The sequence below is a fragment of the Shinella sp. genome, assembly GCF_035998705.1.
GTDB lineage: Bacteria > Pseudomonadota > Alphaproteobacteria > Rhizobiales > Rhizobiaceae > Shinella.
This window is the reverse complement of the sequence record NZ_DASYHH010000009.1, coordinates 156,890-176,512: the sequence shown is the minus strand read 5'-3', so window position 1 is coordinate 176,512 and position 19,623 is coordinate 156,890. Positions and strand designations below refer to the sequence as shown.

Sequence of the window (19,623 nt, the reverse complement as noted above, 5' to 3'; positions counted from 1 at the left end):
AGGAACCGCATGTCCGACCTGAAACCCTATATCGCCAAGGTCGCCGCCGGTAACGCGCTCGACCGCGAGGACGCCCGCGGCGCCTTCGAGATCATCATGTCGGGCGCCGCCACGCCCTCGCAGATCGGCGGCTTCCTGATGGCGCTGCGCGTGCGCGGCGAGACCGTCGACGAGATCTACGGCGCCGTCGGCTCGATGCGCGCCCGCATGCTGCCGGTCTCGGTTCCGGCCGATGCCATCGACATCGTCGGCACGGGCGGCGACGGCACGGGCACCTACAATATCTCGACGCTCGCCGCGATCATCACCGCCGGCGCCGGCGTACCCGTCGCCAAACACGGCAACCGTGCGCTGAGCTCCAAGGCGGGCACCGCGGATGCGCTGTCCTGCCTCGGCGTGAAGCTCGATATCGGCCCGGTCGAAATCGCCCGCTGCGTGCACGATGCCGGCCTCGGCTTCATGTTCGCGCAGCTGCACCATCCGGCGATGAAACATGTCGGCCCGTCGCGCGTCGAGCTCGGCACGCGCACGATCTTCAACCTGCTCGGACCGCTCTCCAATCCCGGCAGCGTCAAGCGCCAGCTGCTCGGCGTCTTCGCGCCGCAATGGCTGGTGCCGCTGGCCGAAGTGCTGCGTGATCTCGGCTCCGAGAGCGTCTGGGTCGTGCACGGCTCGGGCCTCGATGAAATCACCACGACCGGCACCACGCAGGTCGCAGCCCTCGAAGACGGCAAAATCCGCACCTTCGAGCTGACGCCCGCCGATTTCGGCCTGCCCCAGGTGACGCTCGACGACATCCGCGGCGGCGACGGCGCGCACAATGCCGCAGCCCTCCTCTCGGTGCTCGGCGGCACGCATATGCCCTATCGCGACGTGGCGCTCGCCAATGCCGCGGCCGGCCTCGTCATCGCCGGCAAGGCGGAAACGCTGAAGGACGGCATGGCGAAGGCAACCGAGGCGCTGGAAAGCGGCCGCGCCCGCACGGTGCTCGAACGCCTCGTTGCGGTTTCCAACGAAGGCCATGCGGAGTAGGATTGGCGATGACCGATATCCTGAAGACGATCGAAGCCTACAAGCTCACAGAAATCGCCGCCGCCAAGGCGCGCGTGGCCCCCGCCGAACTTCGCGCCCGGATCCGCGACCAGGAGCCGCCGCGCGGCTTCTTCGCAAGCCTCAAGGCCAGAAAGGCCGCCGGCAGTTTCGGCCTGATCGCCGAGATCAAGAAGGCGAGCCCGTCGAAAGGCCTCATCCGCCCGGATTTCGATCCGCCGGCGCTTGCCAGGGCCTATGAGGCCGGCGGTGCCGCCTGCCTCTCGGTGCTGACGGACACGCCGAGTTTCCAGGGCGCGCCCGAATTCCTCACCGCCGCCCGCCAGGCCTGCGCGCTGCCGGCGCTGCGCAAGGATTTCATGTTCGACAGCTACCAGGTGCTGGAAGCCCGCGCCTGGGGCGCCGACTGCATCCTCATCATCATGGCGTCGCTCAGCGACGACGATGCGAAGATGCTGGAGGACGCCGCCTTTGCGCTCGGCATGGACGTGCTGATCGAAGTGCACGACGAACCGGAAATGGAACGGGCGCTGAAGCTCAAGTCCAAGCTCGTCGGCATCAACAACCGCAACCTGCGCACCTTCGAGGTCGATCTCGCGGTGTCGGAAAGGCTCGCCGGCATGGTGCCGGACGACCGGCTTCTCGTGGGCGAAAGCGGCGTCTTCACCCATGCGGATTGCGAACGCCTCGGCAAGGTCGGCATTTCCACCTTCCTCGTCGGCGAAAGCCTGATGCGCAAGGACGACGTGGCCGCCGCGACGCGGGAACTCTTGACCGGTTCCGCCGGCAGGATGGCGGCCGAGTGATGGCCGAAAAGGCCGGCACGCTCACCCATATCGACGCCTCCGGCGAAGCCAACATGGTGGATGTCGGCGACAAGGCGGAGACGGTGCGCATCGCGGTCGCCGAAGGTTTCATCCGCATGGCGCCTGCGACCCTCGACCTCATCCGCAAGGGCGACGCCAAGAAGGGCGACGTGATCGGCACGGCGCGCCTTGCCGGCATCATGGCCGCCAAGCAGACGTCGAGCCTCATCCCGCTCTGCCATCCGCTGATGCTGACCAAGGTCGCCGTCGAGATCCGCGAGGACCCCGCGCTCCCGGGCCTGCGCGTCGAGGCCATGGCGAAGCTCACCGGCCGCACCGGCGTCGAAATGGAGGCGCTCACCGCCGTCAGCGTCGCCTGCCTCACCATCTACGACATGGCGAAGGCCGCCGACCGCGAGATGGAGATCGGCGGCATTCGGCTCGTCGAAAAATCCGGCGGCCGCTCCGGCGATTACAAGCGGGCAAACACCTGATGTCGCTCCTGCCCGTCGCAGACGCCCTCGACCGCCTGCTTTCCGGGGCCAAGCCGACGCAGCGCACGGAGACGGTTTCCCTGCACGAAGCGCATGGACGCGTGCTCGCCGAAGACATCGCTGCCCGGCTGACCCAGCCGCCCTTCGACAATTCCGCCATGGACGGCTATGCCGTCCGCCACGCGGACATCGCGACGCTCGGCGCCATCCTCAAGGTCGCCGGCATTTCCTCCGCCGGCCACGCCTTCGAAGGCTCTGCCGGCCCCGGCGAGGCCGTGCGCATTTTCACGGGCGCCCCCTTGCCCGCTTTCGCCGATACCGTGCTTTTGCAGGAAGACGCGGAAAAGCTGGAAGACGGCCGTATCCGCACGACCTTCCTCACGCCGAAGGGTCGCCATATCCGCCCGCGCGGACAGGATTTTTCCGAAGGCGAGACCGTGTTGAAAGCCGGCGCCGTGCTCGATGCGGGCCGCCTCACCGTCGCCGCCGCGATGAACCATCCGGCGCTCGCCGTCTACGCCCGCCCCCGCATCGCGGTGCTCGCGACCGGCGACGAGCTCGTCCCGCCCGGCACACCGCCCGGCGCCAGCCAGATCATCGCCTCCAACACCTACGGCGTTTCGGCGATCGCGCGGGCAGCCGGCGCCGAGGTGATCGACCTCGGCATCGTCGCCGACGACAAGCAGGCGATCCTGGAGGCCGTGCGCAATGCGCTGACGCTCGACATCGACGTGCTCGTCACGCTCGGCGGCGCCTCCGTCGGCGATTTCGACCTCGTGCAGCCGGTGCTCGGCGAGGCCGGCATGGAGCTCGATTTCTGGCGCATCGCGATGCGGCCGGGAAAACCGCTGATGGTCGGCCGGCTCGGCGACATCCAGGTGCTGGGCCTGCCGGGCAATCCGGTCTCCAGCCTCGTCTGCGCGCTGCTCTTCCTGGAACCGCTGGTGGCCCGCCTCGCCCGCCTGCCCGCAAAAAACCGCGTGCACCCAGCCGTCGCCGCCGTGCCGCTCAAGGCAAACGACCAGCGGCAGGACTACATCCGCTCCCGCATCACCCGCGGCCCTGCCGGCGACCTGCATGTCACGCCCTTCGACAAGCAGGATTCATCGATGATGAAGATCTTCGCCGAGGCGGAAGGCCTGCTGATCCGCCCGCCGCATGCCCCGGCCGTGCCCGCAGGCACCCCCTGCGAGGTGCTCCTCCTGCGCGACCCCTCTGCCTGAACAATATTATTATTTCCAAGCCCTTGCGGAACACATATGGAACAGATAGTGTCTGTTCTGGATTTGTTTCACGATTCTGGATTGTTTCAAGATTCTCGGTGGAGGGGCCATGCTCACGCGGAAACAACAGGAACTTCTCCTGTTCATTCATGAACGGATGAAGGAGTCCGGTATTCCTCCCTCCTTCGACGAGATGAAGGATGCGCTGGATCTCGCGTCCAAGTCCGGCATCCACCGCCTCATCACGGCGTTGGAAGAGCGCGGCTTCATCCGCCGCCTGCCCAACCGGGCGCGCGCGCTGGAAGTGATCAAGCTTCCGGAAGCCTATTCGCCGAGCCTCCAGCCGCGGCGCGGCTTTTCGCCGGCCGTCATCGAGGGCAGTCGCGGCAAGCAGCCGGTGGCAGCCGCCCCCGCGCAACGCAACCCGCAGGCGGAGATGTCGGCTTCGGTATCCGTGCCGGTCATGGGACGCATCGCCGCCGGTGTGCCGATCTCCGCCATCCAGAACAACACCCATGAGATCATGGTGCCGGCCGAGATGGTCGGCAACGGCGATCATTATGCGCTCGAGGTCAAGGGCGACTCGATGATCGAGGCCGGCATCCTCGACGGCGACACGGTCATCATCCGCAACGCCACCACCGCGAACCCGGGCGAAATCATCGTGGCGCTCGTCGACGACGAGGAAGCGACGCTGAAGCGTTTCCGCCGCAAGGGCGCCTCCATTGCGCTCGAAGCCGCGAACCCGGCCTACGAGACCCGCATCTTCGGGCCGGACCGCGTCAAGATCCAGGGCAAGCTCGTCGGACTCATTCGCCGTTATCATTGATTGCCGCTGTCGCCTCGAAGGTGCCGCTGCGCCAATCATAGGTGCGGTGTCGGGACCACGGCCGCTCAAGGGTCTCGACGGCGGGGGTGATTCTGGCTTCGGATAGCGCAAAAACGGACTTTTCGGTGTCGGGCCGGATTTCCAGGGCGCCCGTGTGTCGCAGGTGACGCGCCGTCATCAGCCGGGCGCCGGAGCGGCATGCCTCCAGCCGCAGGGCCTGGGGCACGACGACGAGATCGGCGGCATCGCAGGCGGTTCCAAGGAAGGCAAGGTCTTCCAGCGTGACGATCCGCCAGCCGCTCGGCGAGACGGCGGCGCAGAACGCCTTTGTTTCGCAGATGAAGCCGGTGCCCTTTCCCGCCGCCTCCAGGGCGGATGCCATGGCGTCCTTCGCCTTCTGCCGGTCCGCCTTGCGACGTGGTTTTTTCCGCTTTTCCGTTCCTTCGACGGCTCCGCTCGCCTCTGCCACCGTCAGGCCTTCGCTGTTGCGCATCTCCGGCTTGACGAGGTCACCGAGCCGTAGCGCGCGGCGCCACTGCGAATAGATGAAATCCGGCGGTCTTGCGCGGTTGGTCGCAACGGTTTCACCGCGCCGGATCGCCACGAGGCGGCCGTCTTCCGAGACCAGCACTTCCGGCGCACGGTGTTCGTCCGGCCAGCAGGCGATGACGATGCCGAACAGGACGAGCAGCGTTCCGGCGTGGCGCAGCCGGGTGCGCAGGATGCATGCCAGGCCGCCGCCGAGGCCGATCAGCAGGAAGGCGGATTGCGGGATGCGGCCGGTAACCACTTCGCCCTCCCAGCTTGCGACCCAGGTCGACAGCGCGATCATCCATTCGATGCCCTGGCCCATGATCGCGAAGGGGATCGCATCGAGGCCGAAGGGCATCAGCAGCACGGCGATGAGACCGAAGGGCATGACGATCGCGCTGATCACCGGCATCGCCAGCAGATTGCCGGCAAGGCCATAGGCGGGGATGCGGTGGAAATGGCCTATGGAATAGATCAGCGTCGAAAAACCGCCGATCAGCGAAGACAGCATGAGCCCGCCGAAGAAGCGGCCGAGCGAGCCGCCGAACATCTGCAAGGGCCCTCCCCGGCTTTCCCGCCGCATCGGCCGCTCGCGCCAGGCGGCATAGCCGGCGACGAGCCCGAGTGTCGCCGCATAGGACATCTGGAAACCCGGATTGGTGACGGCCGACGGGGTGACGATGAGGATGAGGATCGCCGAGAGCGCGACATTGCGCAGGCTGATGGCCGATCGCCCGAAGAGCACGGCCACGAGCATGACGCAGATCATGATCCACGATCGCACGGCCGAGAGCGCGCCGCCCGAGACGAGGATATAGAGCGTCACCATGATGAGCGCGCCGACGGCGGCGATCTTCTTGGCCGGATATCGCTCGGAAAAGCCCGGGATCAGCGCCATCAGCATGCGCGCGCCGACGAGAAAGGTGCCGGCGGCGAGCACCATGTTGAGCCCGGAAATCGCCAGCACATGGGCAAGCCCCGCCTGCCGCAGCGCCTCGACCGTCTCATCACCGATCGCCCGCTGTTCCGCCGTCACCAGCGCCGCTGCGATCGCCCCGGCGTCACCGCCGATGCGACCGCGGATATGCTCGGTCAGGTTGTTTCTCCAGCGCGCGATCTCCTGCCGGATCCGGCCTTCCAGCCCGGCCTCTCCGGTCGCCACGGTTTTTGGCGCGCTGTAAAAATAGCCGACGGCGCCCGTGCCGGCGAAATAGGCATCGAAGGCGAAATCGTTGAGGCCGGCCAAGGCCGGGCCGGAGGGCGGCCCGAGGCGCGCGCGCCCTGTTATGCCCGTGCCGATCGCGATCGGCTCATGCCGGCTGCGGGAGAGCAGCGTCACGACGCCGGGCGCCCGTTTCAGGACCGGATCGCGCGTTGCCTCCAGCGCGATGCGGTAACGGATTGCGCCCCGCGCGTCGCTCTCGCGTGACAGAACGCGACCGCTGATCTGCGTGGTGACCGGTGTGTCCAGAATGACCGTGTCGAGCCGGGCGCTCTCCAGCGCGGCGAGCAGCATGCCGAGGGGAACGAGAAAGGCGGCACCCGCGGCAAGCGCCACCCAGTCCTCTCGGTGGCGCAGCCGCCAGGCAGGCCAGATCGTGACGCAGGCAAGCAGCAGCAGGGCATAGGGCGGCGGGTCGGCGGCAGCGGCAAACCAAAGGGCCGCGCCGATCCCGAGGAAGACGGGAACGAACAGGAAGAAGTGGCCGTGCGCCCGCTCCTCGGCGAAGGCGGCGTCGATCTTCTGACCTGCAAGGCTCTCGCGAACCCGGCCGACGGCACGCGCGCTGGCGGCAAGCGGGGCGATGCGGCGCGGCTTTGGCGGAACCGGCATCGGCAGCGAATCGCCGGCGGGCGCGACGCCCCAGGCTTCCGCCTCGCGCACCTCCCGCCTCTCCGCGATGTCGATCCTGGCCATGCGCTCGGCCCCGCCGGTTCCCCTGGCGATTATGCAACCTGGCAGGAAATTTTTCAATCACCAGTAGGGCGAAATAATACTAAGCCAGACAGAAGGCATGCGCCCTCCGAAAGCCGAAACCACCCTCAGAAGTTGCTTGCAACTTGTCGGAAAGGGTAGATATTGCGTTGCCGGAACGTCCGTTATCGCAATGCACAATTTGTCTTTCGTATCGCTTGGCAGGGCATCGTAAATGGGCTAGCAAAACGAGCATGTTCATGGTTACAGCACGAAACCGTGCCACCATTTGAAACAACGGAGGATCGTTATGACAGGAACAAGCGCGGATATATCGTTCGGTGGCAAGTCGGTCGAACTGCCGACGCGGGCCGGTACGATTGGTCCCGATGTGATCGACATCGGCACGCTCTACAAGAATACCGGCGCCTTCACCTACGATCCCGGCTTCACGTCTACCGCCTCGTGTGAATCGAAGATCACCTATATCGACGGCGACGAAGGCGTGCTTCTGCACCGCGGCTACCCGATCGAGCAGCTTGCCGAACACGGTGATTTCCTGGAAGTCTGCTACCTTCTCCTGTACGGCGAACTGCCGACCAAGACCCAGAAGGACGACTTCGACTACCGCGTCACGCACCACACCATGGTGCACGAGCAGATGAGCCGCTTCTTCACCGGCTTCCGCCGCGATGCGCATCCGATGGCCGTCATGTGCGGCTGCGTCGGCGCACTGTCGGCCTTCTACCACGACTCGACCGACATCACCGATCCGCACCAACGCATGGTCGCGTCGCTGCGCATGATCGCCAAGATGCCGACGATCGCCGCCATGGCCTACAAGTATCATATCGGCCAGCCCTTCGTTTACCCGAAGAACGACCTCGACTATGCGTCGAACTTCCTGCGCATGTGTTTTGCCGTGCCCTGCGAGGATTATGTGGCGAACCCGGTTCTGGCCCGCGCCATGGACCGCATCTTCATCCTGCATGCCGACCACGAGCAGAACGCCTCGACCTCCACCGTGCGCCTCGCCGGCTCCTCGGGCGCCAACCCGTTCGCCTGCATCGCCGCCGGCATCGCCTGCCTCTGGGGCCCGGCGCACGGCGGCGCGAACGAGGCTGCCCTCAACATGCTCGCCGAAATCGGCTCGGTCGACCGCATTCCGGAGTTCATCGCGCGCGCCAAGGACAAGAACGATCCGTTCCGCCTGATGGGCTTCGGCCACCGCGTCTACAAGAACTACGATCCGCGCGCGCGCATCATGCAGAAGACGACGCACGAGGTTCTCGGCGAACTCGGCATCAAGGACGATCCGATGCTGGACGTCGCGATGGAGCTCGAGCGCATCGCGCTGACGGACGATTATTTCGTCGAGAAGAAGCTCTATCCGAACATCGACTTCTACTCCGGCATCACGCTGAAGGCGCTGGGCTTCCCCACCACCATGTTCACCGTGCTCTTCGCGCTCGCCCGCACGGTCGGCTGGATCGCCCAGTGGAACGAGATGATCGAGGATCCGGAACAGCGCATCGGCCGCCCGCGCCAGCTCTATATCGGCGAGCCGAAGCGCGATTACCTGCCGGTTTCCAAGCGCTGAACCCTACCGAACGACATGAAAAAGCCCGGTCAGTTTCGACCGGGCTTTTTTGTTGCCAGCAGATCGAGGATGACCGCCGCGCCGGTCTCGCCGGGCGGGCGCCCGGTCTGCATGCGCCGGTAGACGAGATCGTAACCCTCCAGCATGGCGCGGCGCTCGGTGGTGTCGGCGGAAAGCCGCTCGAACCAGCGCGTGAGCGCACCGGGGCGCACCATGTCGTTCAGGTATTCCGGCACGACGGCATAGTCGGCGATCATGTTGGGGATCGCCGCCGTCCAGACCCGGATGCGCCCGAGATAGAGGTTCGCCAGCCAATCGAGCCGATAGGTGGAGATGACCGGGACGCGGGCGAGCGCCAGCTCCAGGATGACCGTGCCGGAGGCCGCGATCGCGGCATCGGCGTTCGCGAAAGCCTGCCATTTTTCCGCGGTGGAGGTGGTGATCTGCGGCTTCACCGGCCAGTCCGCCGTCAGTTTCCGCACCAGCGCCTCCTGCCACGGCACGGTGGGCAGCAGGAAACGGGTGCCGGGCGTGCGGGCGGTCAGTTCCTTGGCCGCCTCGCCGAAGGCCGGCAGCAGGCGGCTGATCTCGGTGCTGCGCGAGCCGGGAAGCAGCAGGCAGACGGGTTCGCTCCGCTCCGGCCGGGCGAGCCGTGCGGCGCGCACGCGCTGGATATCGGGATCGCCGATCAGCCGGTGGCCGACATAGGTGGTCGCGGGGCCGCCGAGGCGTGCCATCACGGCCGGCTCGAAGGGCAGCAGCGCGAGCACATGGTCGACATAGGCGCGCATGCGCAGCGCGCGCTCTTCCTTCCAGGCCCAGACGCTCGGGCAGACATAGTTGACGACCGGCAGGTCCGGCAGCGCCTTGCGCACGCGGCGCGCGACGCGATGGGTGAAATCCGGACTGTCGATGATGATAAGCAGGTCCGGGCGCGTCGCGACGATGGCCTCCGCGGTCTGGCGGATGCGACGGAGCAGCGACGGAAGGCGCTTCAGCACCTGCGAAATGCCCATGATGGAGAGTTCGGAGAAATCGAACAGGGATTTGAGGCCCTGCTTCTCCAACGCTTCGCCGCCGACGCCGATGAGGTCGATTTCGCCGGCATGGGCCTTGCGCAGGGCCGCGATCAGATCGCCGCCGAGGAGGTCGCCGGATACCTCGCCGGCGATGATGCCGATTTTCAAGGGTCTTTCCGTCATCGCCGCATCTCCGCTCGTTCCGGCACGATCCCCGTCACGAAGAGGCCATGCGCGTCCGCCTCGGCGACCAGCGCCGCGCGCTCCAGCACCAGCGAACGCCCGGCTTCGACGGCAATGCCGGCAAGCCCGGCGGCATGGGCGCGGCGCAGCGTTTCCACGCCGATCGACGGCAGGTCGGCGCGCAGGTCCTGTTCCGGCTTGCAGAGTTTGACCAGCACACCCTTGCGGCGGGCGGAGATGCGGCCGGCGGCGCGCAGGCCCGCCACGCGCTCCAGCATGGCATCCGTGCCTTCCGCGCCCTCCAGCGCCACGACGCGGCCGCCAAGCGCGACGGCGCCCTGCCCCACATCGAGCCGGCCGAGTGCCAGCGCCGCGGCAGCGGCGGCGGCGATATCGGCTCTGGCGGCCTCATCCGGCGCGACGGCGCCGAGGGGGCCTTCGCTGCCCAGAAGATCCGGCACGATATCCTGCGCGCCGACGACGCGCACGCCTTCGGCCTCGATCAGGCGGATGACCATCTTCAGCACGGTGTCGTCGCCGCCCTTCAGCAGCGTGCGCACGACGGACGGCAGCGCCGTCAGCGCCTTCAGCGGTGCGCGGATATCGCGCCATTCCGGGCGGCGGCGCACGGAGCCGGACAGCACGGCGCGGCCGATGCCCTGCGCCCGGAAGGCGGCGCCGATGCCGGCATAGTTGCCGATCGAGATCACCTGATGGTCGAAGCCGGACCAGTCCTGCGCGGATTCGTCGGTGAGCGCGAGAATGTAGGGATTTTCGCCGCGGGCGCGCGCCGCATCCGCGACGTAGCGCGGCAGCAGACCGCCGCCGGCGATGATGGCCAGCCGGTCGCGCGCGAGGGGCCGGCCGTCCGCCATGCCGGTCAGCCCTTGCCGCGGTTCGGCGAGGAGAGCGCGCGGTCGCTGTCGGCGGCGATGAAATCGAGGATGTGCATGACCGGCGCGCAATCGGTATAGTCGTCGCGGATCGCGGCGGCATTGATGCGGATCGAGCCCTCGCCCTCGAAGATCTGCTTGAAGGCGCGGCGGACCTGGTGGATCGTCGCCTTTTCCATGCCGGCGCGGCTCATGCCCACGACATTGAGGCCGCCCAGCACGCCGGGATTGCCATTCAGCATGCCGTAGGGGATCACGTCGTAGGAGACCGCCGAAAGGCCGCCGATGAAGGCCTGGCGGCCGATGCGGGTGAACTGGTGCACGGCCGAGCCGCCGCCGAGGATGACGCGATCCTCGATCGTCACATGGCCGGCGAGCATGACATTGTTCGACAGGATGATGTGGTTGGCGAGCTGGCAATCATGCGCGACGTGCGAATTGGCCAGGAACAGGTTAAAGTCGCCGACCACCGTCCTGCCGCCGCCCTCGGTGGTGCCGGTATTCATCGTCACGCCTTCGCGGATCACGCATTGCGCGCCGACGGACAGCGTCGTCTCGGCGCCGTCATGATGCACGCTCTGCGGATCGCCGCCGATGACGGCATTGGCGAAGATGCGCGTGCCGCGACCGATATCGGTGCGGCCGGTGACCACCACATGCGTCAGAAGCTCCACGTCATCGCCGAGAACGACCTTGGGCCCGACATGGCAGAAGGGGCCGACGACGACGTTCTCACCGACGACCGCCCCGTCCTCGATGACGGAGAGCGGATGGATCTTCGCGCTGGCGGCAATCATTTTCAGGCGTCTTCCTTCTTCACGATCATCGCGCCGATATCAGCTTCGGCGACAAGTTGCCCATCAACTTTTGCATCGCAATGAAACTTCCAGATATTGCCGCGCTGCTTCTGCTTCACGACGTGGAATTCGACGCGGTCGCCGGGCACGACGGGCTTGCGGAAGCGGGCATTGTCGATGGTCATGAAGTAGACGAGGCTGGAGCCGGAACGCGATTTACGCGCGCAGATGGCACCCGCGGTCTGCGCCATGCCTTCGATGAGCAGCACGCCGGGCATGATCGGATGATCGGGGAAGTGGCCCATGAAATGGGGCTCGTTCACCGTCACGTTCTTGATGCCGATCGCCCGGTCGTCGCCGTCGATCTCGATGATCTTGTCGACGAGGAGAAAGGGGTAGCGGTGAGGAAGTAGCGTGAGGATTTCACGCAGATCAGCCACGCCAAGCGTTGCCTTGGTCTCTTCACTCATCATTGCCCCCCTTCTTCTGGACTCGAGTGCTGGAACGCATGGCGATCTCCGCCATGTCGCGTAGGAAGTCGCGCATCGGCCGAGCCGGTACGCCACCATATTTCTCGCCTGCCGGGATATCGGCAACGACGCCGCTCATCGCGGCGATCTGGGCGCCATCGCCGATGGTGATGTGGCCGTTGATGCCGGCCGCGCCCCCGATCATCACGCCATCGCCGATGCGTGCGCTGCCGGCGATGCCGACGCCGCTGACGATGCCGCAATGGCGGCCGATGCGCACGTTGTGGCCGACCTGGACCTGGTTGTCGATCTTGGTGCCCTCGCCGATCACCGTGTCGTCCATCGTGCCGCGGTCGATCGTGGTGTTCGCGCCGATCTCCACATTGTCCTGGATGATGACGCGGCCGATCTGCACGATCTTGATCATGCCCGGCTTCAGGCCCGGCGCATAGCCGAAACCGTCCTGGCCGACGCGCACGCCGGGGTGCAGGATGACATTGTTGCCGACGAGCGCACACTGCACGGTGGTGCCGGCGGCAATCGAGCAATTGCGGCCGATGCGCACGCCGGCGCCGATGACGGCACCCGGGCCGATATGCGTACCCTCGCCGATCTCCGCACCCTTGCCGATCACCGCCATCGGTTCGATGGTGACGCCGGACTCGATGCGCGCTTCGGGATCGACATAGGCGCCGGGCGCGATGCCGGCGACAGACGTCGTCGGCTCCGGCCGCATGGCGGAGCCGTGCAGCAATTCGCCGGCGATCGCAAAGGCGGTGTGCGGGCGCGTGGACAGCAGGACGGCGACATCCGGCGGGACGAGCGACGCGAGCGAACGGTCGCACAGGATGGCCGATGCCGCACAGGTCGCCAGTTCACCGCGGAATTTTCGGGAGAGAATGTAACAGAGGTCGCCCTCCTTCGCCCGGTTGACGGGCGAAACGCTGCGCACGACACGGTCGGCATGCGCGGCATCGGCAAGTTCCGCCCCAAGCGTCGCCGCAAGATCACCCAGACGAATACCGTCATGGGGCGGAAAAAACCAGTTATGCTCCATCGGCATGACTCCAGAACGTCCGTTTTCTCGCAGTTCTGGACTGCCTATATCAGAACTGCGTCGCGATGCCGAACTTGAAGCGCTGCACCTCGTCGAAGTTTTCCTTCTTGACCGGAACCGCGTAATCGAGACGCAGCGGACCGAACGGCGAAGCCCAGATCACGCTGGCGCCGACAGAGGCGCGCAGGCTCATGCTTTCGCCACGCACCCGGTCGGCTGCGACCGTCTTGACGTCGTTGCCGTAGAGCGTACCGGCATCGGCAAAGAAGGCGCCGCGCAGGCCCGAATCCCGCGAGATGAACGGCAGCGGGAAGGACGCTTCGGCAGAGGCCGTGAAGTAGGTCTTGCCGCCGAGCGCATCGTCCGTCGACGTCGCGCGCGGACCGATGCCGCCCGATTCGAAGCCGCGGATGTCACTGGCCGAGAGCGTGAACTGGTCGAAGACCTTCGTGTCGCCGCGGCCCCACATGTGGCCACCGCTGACCGAGAGCGAGCCGATGACATCGGCATCTTCGAGCAGCATGTGGAAGTAACGTGCCTTGCCCGAAATCTTGTAATAATCCGAATCGCCGCCGAGACCGGCGAATTCCTGGGTGATCTGGGCAAACATACCTTCACGCGGCAGCGTGCGGTCGTCGATCGTATCGTAGGTCACGCTGTGCGAAACCGAGGAGCGAACCCAGGGACCTTCGGTCACGACGTAACGATAAGGCGACGACAGTTCGTCGAGATCGCCGGAATTGTAATCGAGCTTCGTGTAGCTGTAGCGCAGCGACGTCGACAGGTCTTCCGTGATCGGCGCCGTCACGCGCAGCGTGAAGCCTTCCGTGTTGACGCTGTAGTAGTCTTCGCTCTCGTCTTCGTTCTTGAAGACGTCGAAGCCGGCCGCCAGGCGGTAGCCGAGGAAATAGGGTTCCGTGAAGGACAGGCTATAATCGCGCGAGTCCTTGCCGCCACCGGCAGCCACGCGGATATACTGGCCGCGGCCGAGGAAGTTCTTTTCTTCGACGGAGGCTTCAAGCTTGATGCCGCCGTTATTGCCCGTTTCGTAACCGGCGCCGATGCCGAACGAACCGGTCGACTGGTCCTGAACATCGACCACCAGGACAACGCGGTCGGACTGGCTGCCCGGCGCGGTCGTGATGTTCACCGTTGAGAAGTAACCGAGGGCCTCCAGGCGGCGCTTGGCGCGCGTGATGACTTCCTGGTTGAAGGCGTCGCCTTCACCGATATCGAACTCGCGACGGATGACGTAGTCGCGCGTGCGGGTGTTGCCGCGGATCTCGATACGCTCGACATAGGCGCGCTCGCCCTGGTCGACGAGGTAATCGACGGCGATCGTGCCGTTGCCGAGGTCGCGGTTGCCGCGCGGCGTCACGCGAGCGAACGGATAACCGTTCGCCGCAACGCGCTTGGAGATTTCCGACATCGTGTCCTGCACGTCGCGGGCACGATAGGTGCTGCCCGGGCGCGATTCGACAAGGCCCTGAAGCTCCGCGCCATCGATGCCTTCGACCGTCGATTCGACGTTGACCACGCCGAAATCGTAGCGCTGACCTTCGTCGACCGTGAAGGTGACGACATATTCGTTGGAGGCTTCGTCAAGCACGGCTTCCGACGAGATGACGCGGAAGTCGGCATAACCGTTGTTGAAGTAGAACTGGCGCAGCGACTCTTCGTCGGCGCGCAGCTTGTCCTCGCTGTAGACGTCCTTGCGGGTCAGGAAGGACAGGAAGTTCGACTTCTTGGTGACGATGACGGCGCGCAGGCGGCTGTTGCTGTAAGCCTCGTTGCCGACGAAATTGATCTGCGAGATCTTGGTGCGGTCACCTTCGTCGACGATATAGGCGAGGTTCACGCGGCCGTTGCCGAGCGGATAGACCTGCGTCGTGACGGTGGCGTCGCTGCGGCCGATGGCGGCATAGGCATCGCGGATCGCCTGCTTGTCGGCTTCGATGGCGGTTTCGCTATACGGGCCGAGCGACTGCGAGCGCAGGACGCCCTGCAGCTTGTCGTCCTTGATCTTGCGGTTGCCGTTGATGACGACCTGGTTGATGAGCTGGTTTTCATTGACCACGACGACGAGCGTGCTGCCGGAAACCGAGATCTTCACATCGGAGAAATAGCCGGTGGCAAACAGGCGGCGCACGGAGGCGTCGATATCGGCGTTGGAAAAGGCCTTGCCGGGAACGATGGTGACGTTGGCCTTGACCGTATCGGCGCTGACACGATCGGCGCCACTCACCTGAATGCTGCGGATGACGGCGGCTTCAGCGGCCGTGGCGGAGACAAGCGTGGCAACAGAGCCGCCCGTGACAACCATACTGGCCGACAATGCAACGGCCGACACGGCGTTCAAAAATTTTGAACCAGCTTTCATCTTCACTACTTACCTTCGTTTCAACGTCCCGGCAGGCGCGTACGCCCGATTCCGGTCACGTTTGCCGTTTTAACCGCTTTTGCCATCTAAGCAAGGTCACGCGTTAATTTCTGTTTACTTCAATTCCAACCGTGGCCTGAAGGTCACTACATCCGTTTCATTACGGTAAACAGAGCGTTAGCACGACTGCCTGAGCGAAAAGCGGTACCCCTTTTGATTCCCCGCCGGTCGCCCGGCAAACCTCAGCCCAGAAGCATGGATATGTCGTTCCAGGTCGCAAAGACCATCAGCATGAGCACCAGCGCCATGCCGATGCGAAATGCGATCTCCTGCGCCCCGGGCCCGACAGGCCTGCCCCGGATAGCCTCCACCGCATAGAACATCAGATGGCCGCCATCAAGTACCGGAACCGGCATCAGGTTTAAAAGTCCAATGGAAACAGAGAGAACGGCAGCCAGCTGCAGCAGAGCGGCAACACCCAGCGTCGCCATCTGGCCGGAAGCCTGCGCCACGCGGATGGGTCCACCGAGCTGATCGGCCTTCATGCGGCCCGTCACGAGGTTTGCGAGATAGTCGAACGTGCCCGTCACGATGTGCCAGCTTTGCAGCACGCCCTGCCCCACGGCCTCGACCGGGCCATATTCCACCACGCGGAAATTGCCGGTTTCCTGGTTGGTGACGATGCCGATCAGGCCGAGCTCGATCTTGTTGCCGAACTGGTCGGTGATCTCGGTGCGCTTGGGCACCATCGGCAGGACGAGATCCTGGCCATCGCGGCGTACCGTCACGTTGATCGTCAGCTCCGGCCGCACGCTGACATAGCGGCGCACGTCGTCGAAGGTCGCGACCGGATTGCCGTCGAGCGCCACGAGCAGGTCGCCGGGAAGCACGCCGGCCTCCGAGGCGGCGCTGTCCGGGCGGACTTCGGCGACGATCGGATCGGCGATCTGGCGGCCGTAGATGGTGAACATCACGGCGAAGATGGCGATGGCGAGCACGAAATTGGCGATCGGGCCGGCAGCGACCGTCACCGCCCTTTTCCACAGGGCAGCGCCGAGGAAGGTGCGCTTGCGCACCGCCTCCGGCAGCGCGGCGACGGAATTATAATCCGGAATGGAGGCCGGATCGTCGTCGCCGAGGAACTTCACATAACCGCCGAGCGGAATGGCGGAGAGCTTCCAGCGCGTGCCGTGGCGATCATTGAAGCCGAAAATCTCCGGGCCGAAGCCGACGGAAAAGGCGGTGATGCCGATGCCGGACCAGCGACCCGCCAGATAGTGACCCATCTCGTGCACGAAGACGATGAGCGTCAGCACGACCAGAAAGGGAAGGATATAGCCCGTCACGAACCCAACGGAGCCAGCCAGCATGTCCATGTTTCCCAATCCTTACGTCTTCGCGATTACGGGCCGAAAAGGAACACGCCGGCCGGCGTGTTCGCGGTGCCAGACACGATCGCATCGCCAAGTGCAATGAGGAACGCGGCGAAGCAGGCAAAAACAAGGCCGTCAACCCGGTCCATGACGCCGCCATGTCCCGGAATAAGACGACTTGAGTCCTTTACGCCGAAACGGCGCTTGATGAAGGACTCGAAAAGATCGCCAGCCTGGCTGAAAACCGAGAGCACCAGCGCGATGACCGGCACCCAGAGGCCATTCAGCGAAAAGAACGCCATGTGCACGAGCGTGCCGGCAATGACGGCGGAAACGGCCCCGCCGATCGCCCCCGACCAGGTCTTTCCCGGCGAGATCGGCGGCGCGAGTTTTGGCCCGCCGATCGCCCGGCCGATAAAGTAGGCGAGAATATCCGTCGCCCAGACGACGGCGAAGATGAACAGCATGGCGGCAAAGCCGTGCGCGGTATCGCCGCGGATGGCGGCAAGCGAGATCGCCGTCAGGCCGGCATAGACGATGCCGCCGGCAAGCCAGCCGCTGCCCTGGAGCGCGAACGAATAGACGATGCCGATCAATGTCGCGCCGATCAGCGCCGGCATGGCGAATTCGTCGATGCCGAAGACAACCAGAAGCGCGATCACGCCGACCGACAGCCAGCCGAAGGCATTGGCGCGGAAATCCGTCTCCGGCAGGCGCGTAATCGTCGACCATTCATAATAGATGAGGAGCGCTATGGCCGAGGCGAGCACGCGGAAGGCAAAACCGCCGAGCCAGGTCGCGACGAGCACGACGACGGCCAGCACGATGCCGGAGAGGATGCGCAGACGCAGTTCACTCTGCATCAGGACCCCACCGCAAGCGTCTTTGCGGCCCGCAAGCCACCGAACCGGCGCTCGCGCATGGAATAGCGCGACAACGCTGCAAGAAAGGTCTCGCGCGAAAAATCGGGCCAGAAATCCGGAATGAACATCAGTTCGGCATAGGCCGCCTGCCAGAGCAGGAAATTCGACAGCCGCTCCTCGCCGCTGGTGCGGATGATGAGGTCGGGATCAGGAATGCCGGCGGTATCGAGCGAGGCGCCGACGCGTTCCGATGTGATCTCTGAAGGATCGAGGCGGCCGGCCGCGACCTCGGCAGCAAGCATGCGCACCGCCCGGGCGATCTCGTCGCGCGAGCCGTAGTTGAAGGCGATGACCAGCGTGATGCCGCTGTTCGACCGCGTCGTGTCTTCCGCCTCGAGAAGCAGCGGCAGGATGTCGCTCGACAGGTTCGACTTGTCGCCGATGACGCGGATGCGCACGTTCTCGCGGTGCAGCACCGCGAGGTCGCGCCGGATGAAGGTCTTCAGGAGGCCCATGAGATCGGTGATCTCGCTCTCGGGGCGGCTCCAATTTTCCGAAGAGAAGGCGAAGAGCGTGAGGTAGCGCACGCCGCTTTCGGCGGCCGTGCGCACAGCCTCACGCACGGATTCGACACCCTTGCGGTGTCCCATGGCGCGCGGCAGGCCGCGCGCACTCGCCCAGCGTCCGTTGCCATCCATGATGATGGCGACGTGTGCCGGTACGGTGCTGGGCGTGATTTGGTTCATGAGCGATCCGGAATGGAGGAAAGATGCGTGGCGAGCGCCTTAAACCTGCATGATTTCCTTTTCCTTCTCGGCAAGCAAGCGATCGACGTCCAAAATCGTCTCGTCGGTCATCTTCTGCACCCTTTCGGACTGGCTGCGGCTCAGGTCCTGGCCGATATCGCCATCCTTTTCGGCTTTCTTGAGGTCGTCCATGCCGTCGCGGCGCACGTGGCGGATCGCGACCTTCGCCTTTTCGGCATAGTCATGCGCGACCTTGACGAGCGACTTGCGGCGCTCCTCGTTCAGCTCCGGCAGCGGGATGCGGAGATTCTGGCCGTCGATGATCGGATTGAGGCCGAGATTCGATTCGCGGATGCCGCGCTCGACGGCGCCGACCATGCTCTTGTCCCAGACGGAGACCGACAGCATGCGGGGTTCCGGAACGGAGATGTTGGCGACCTGGTTCAGCGGCACGCGCGAACCATAGGCTTCGACCTGCACCGGATCGAGCACGTTGGCCGAGGCACGGCCGGTGCGCAGCGACGCGATGTCGTTCTTGTAAGCGGAAATCGCCCCGTCCATGCGACGCTTCAGTTCCTTCAGGTCAATACCTTCACTCATTGGAATACTCCCATTTTCACGGAACGGCTGCACGCATCGGGCGTGCCCGCCACTTGAGAATCAGTTGTCGGTTACGATGGTGCCGCGTCCGCCACCCGTCAATATTTCGGCGAAACCGCCCTTTTCATGGATGGAGAACACGATGATCGGGATGTGGTTTTCCCGCGCCAGCGCCACGGCGGCGACGTCCATGACGGCGAGGCCCTTTTCCAGCACCTCGCTATGGCTCAGGCGGTCGAAGCGGGTGGCGTGCGGGTCCTTCTTCGGATCGGCGGAATAGATGCCGTCGACCTGGGTTCCCTTGAAGATCGCCTCGGCGCCCATTTCGGCGGCGCGCAAAGCTGCGGCCGAATCGGTCGTGAAGAACGGGTTGCCGGTGCCGCCGGCAAAGATCACCACGCGACCGAGCGACAGGTGATAGAGTGTGGCGCGCTGCGAAAAGCTCTCGCAGATTTCCGGCATGGCGATAGCGGACAGAACCACGGTGTCGATGTCGAGCTTGCGCAGCGAGGTTGCGAGCGCCAGCGCGTTGATGATGGTCGCCAGCATGCCCATGTGGTCGCCGGTCACCCGGTCGCCGCCCTTGGAGGCCACCGCCACCCCGCGAAAGATGTTGCCGCCGCCGACGACGACGCCGACTTCCACGCCCAATGCGCGGGCCTCTGCGATGTCGGAGGCGATGCGATCGGCCACCGCGACATCGATGCCGAAACCCTGCGAGCCCATCAGCGCCTCGCCGGAGGCTTTCAGCAGAACACGTTTGTAGATTGGCTTGGCGGTCATTGTCGCTCCTG

At 65.2% G+C, this 19,623-nt stretch carries 18 protein-coding genes; 6 read left to right on the top strand and 12 right to left on the bottom strand.

Going from position 1 to position 19,623, the window contains the following annotated elements; genetic code table 11:
* Nucleotides 1–9 precede the first annotated feature (9 nt).
* The 5 genes from trpD (at nt 10) to lexA (ending at nt 4,402) form a co-directional block, all read left to right on the top strand.
* Nucleotides 10–1,032 (top strand): anthranilate phosphoribosyltransferase, encoded by a 1,023-nt coding sequence (gene trpD / locus VGN93_RS07620; RefSeq protein WP_327506967.1) that lies wholly within the window; start codon nt 10–12, stop codon nt 1,030–1,032.
* A gap of 8 nt (nt 1,033–1,040) precedes the next feature.
* Nucleotides 1,041–1,856 carry an indole-3-glycerol phosphate synthase TrpC gene (gene trpC / locus VGN93_RS07615; protein ID WP_327506966.1) on the top strand — a complete coding sequence of 272 codons (816 nt, stop codon included), beginning with the start codon at nt 1,041–1,043 and terminating at the stop codon, nt 1,854–1,856.
* Nucleotides 1,856–2,350, top strand: coding sequence for a cyclic pyranopterin monophosphate synthase MoaC (moaC, locus tag VGN93_RS07610; protein WP_327506965.1), 495 nt, complete (start codon nt 1,856–1,858; stop codon nt 2,348–2,350). The genes trpC and moaC overlap by 1 nt, the downstream gene beginning before the upstream one ends.
* Nucleotides 2,350–3,573: a gephyrin-like molybdotransferase Glp gene (glp, locus tag VGN93_RS07605; protein ID WP_327506964.1), complete on the top strand. Its 1,224-nt coding sequence runs from the start codon at nt 2,350–2,352 to the stop codon at nt 3,571–3,573. Before moaC ends, glp begins: the two co-directional genes overlap by 1 nt.
* Nucleotides 3,574–3,682: 109 nt before the next feature.
* Nucleotides 3,683–4,402, top strand: a complete 720-nt coding sequence (gene lexA / locus VGN93_RS07600; protein ID WP_327506963.1) for a transcriptional repressor LexA — start codon at nt 3,683–3,685, stop codon at nt 4,400–4,402.
* Here the strand turns inward: lexA and VGN93_RS07595 are convergent.
* On the bottom strand, nt 4,383–6,851 hold the full coding sequence (locus VGN93_RS07595) for a ComEC/Rec2 family competence protein (RefSeq protein WP_327506961.1): 2,469 nt from the start codon (nt 6,849–6,851) through the stop codon (nt 4,383–4,385). The two genes, lexA and VGN93_RS07595, sit on opposite strands and share 20 nt — an antisense overlap.
* A gap of 307 nt (nt 6,852–7,158) precedes the next feature.
* Between VGN93_RS07595 and gltA the strand changes: the two genes are divergently transcribed.
* Nucleotides 7,159–8,448: a citrate synthase gene (gltA, locus tag VGN93_RS07590; protein ID WP_319318791.1), complete on the top strand. Its 1,290-nt coding sequence runs from the start codon at nt 7,159–7,161 to the stop codon at nt 8,446–8,448.
* A 29-nt stretch (nt 8,449–8,477) separates the two neighbouring features.
* Here the strand turns inward: gltA and lpxB are convergent, their stop codons facing one another.
* From lpxB to pyrH, 11 genes are all read right to left on the bottom strand, one after another.
* Nucleotides 8,478–9,650, bottom strand: a complete 1,173-nt coding sequence (gene lpxB, locus VGN93_RS07585) for a lipid-A-disaccharide synthase (RefSeq protein WP_327506960.1) — start codon at nt 9,648–9,650, stop codon at nt 8,478–8,480.
* Nucleotides 9,647–10,525, bottom strand: a complete 879-nt coding sequence (locus VGN93_RS07580; RefSeq protein ID WP_327506959.1) for an LpxI family protein — start codon at nt 10,523–10,525, stop codon at nt 9,647–9,649. Before VGN93_RS07580 ends, lpxB begins: the two co-directional genes overlap by 4 nt.
* Nucleotides 10,526–10,530: 5 nt before the next feature.
* Nucleotides 10,531–11,346: an acyl-ACP--UDP-N-acetylglucosamine O-acyltransferase gene (gene lpxA / locus VGN93_RS07575; protein WP_327507008.1), complete on the bottom strand. Its 816-nt coding sequence runs from the start codon at nt 11,344–11,346 to the stop codon at nt 10,531–10,533.
* Nucleotides 11,343–11,810, bottom strand: a complete 468-nt coding sequence (gene fabZ / locus VGN93_RS07570; protein ID WP_319319804.1) for a 3-hydroxyacyl-ACP dehydratase FabZ — start codon at nt 11,808–11,810, stop codon at nt 11,343–11,345. Before fabZ ends, lpxA begins: the two co-directional genes overlap by 4 nt.
* Nucleotides 11,803–12,867, bottom strand: coding sequence for a UDP-3-O-(3-hydroxymyristoyl)glucosamine N-acyltransferase (gene lpxD / locus VGN93_RS07565; protein ID WP_327507007.1), 1,065 nt, complete (start codon nt 12,865–12,867; stop codon nt 11,803–11,805). Before lpxD ends, fabZ begins: the two co-directional genes overlap by 8 nt.
* 49 nt (nt 12,868–12,916) lie before the next feature.
* Nucleotides 12,917–15,247, bottom strand: coding sequence for an outer membrane protein assembly factor BamA (gene bamA / locus VGN93_RS07560; protein WP_327506958.1), 2,331 nt, complete (start codon nt 15,245–15,247; stop codon nt 12,917–12,919).
* Nucleotides 15,248–15,489: 242 nt separating this feature from the next.
* Complete coding sequence (gene rseP, locus VGN93_RS07555) at nt 15,490–16,623, bottom strand: RIP metalloprotease RseP (RefSeq protein ID WP_319318813.1); 1,134 nt, start codon at nt 16,621–16,623, stop codon at nt 15,490–15,492.
* Nucleotides 16,624–16,649: 26 nt separating this feature from the next.
* Nucleotides 16,650–17,483 carry a phosphatidate cytidylyltransferase gene (locus tag VGN93_RS07550; protein ID WP_327506957.1) on the bottom strand — a complete coding sequence of 278 codons (834 nt, stop codon included), beginning with the start codon at nt 17,481–17,483 and terminating at the stop codon, nt 16,650–16,652.
* Nucleotides 17,483–18,229, bottom strand: a complete 747-nt coding sequence (locus VGN93_RS07545) for an isoprenyl transferase (RefSeq protein ID WP_327506956.1) — start codon at nt 18,227–18,229, stop codon at nt 17,483–17,485. The genes VGN93_RS07550 and VGN93_RS07545 overlap by 1 nt, the downstream gene beginning before the upstream one ends.
* A gap of 39 nt (nt 18,230–18,268) precedes the next feature.
* Nucleotides 18,269–18,829 (bottom strand): ribosome recycling factor, encoded by a 561-nt coding sequence (gene frr, locus VGN93_RS07540; protein ID WP_256115988.1) that lies wholly within the window; start codon nt 18,827–18,829, stop codon nt 18,269–18,271.
* A gap of 60 nt (nt 18,830–18,889) precedes the next feature.
* Entirely contained in the window at nt 18,890–19,612 is a 723-nt protein-coding gene (pyrH, locus tag VGN93_RS07535) for a UMP kinase (protein ID WP_319318833.1), read from the bottom strand.
* Between the last annotated feature and the right edge of the window lie 11 nt (nt 19,613–19,623).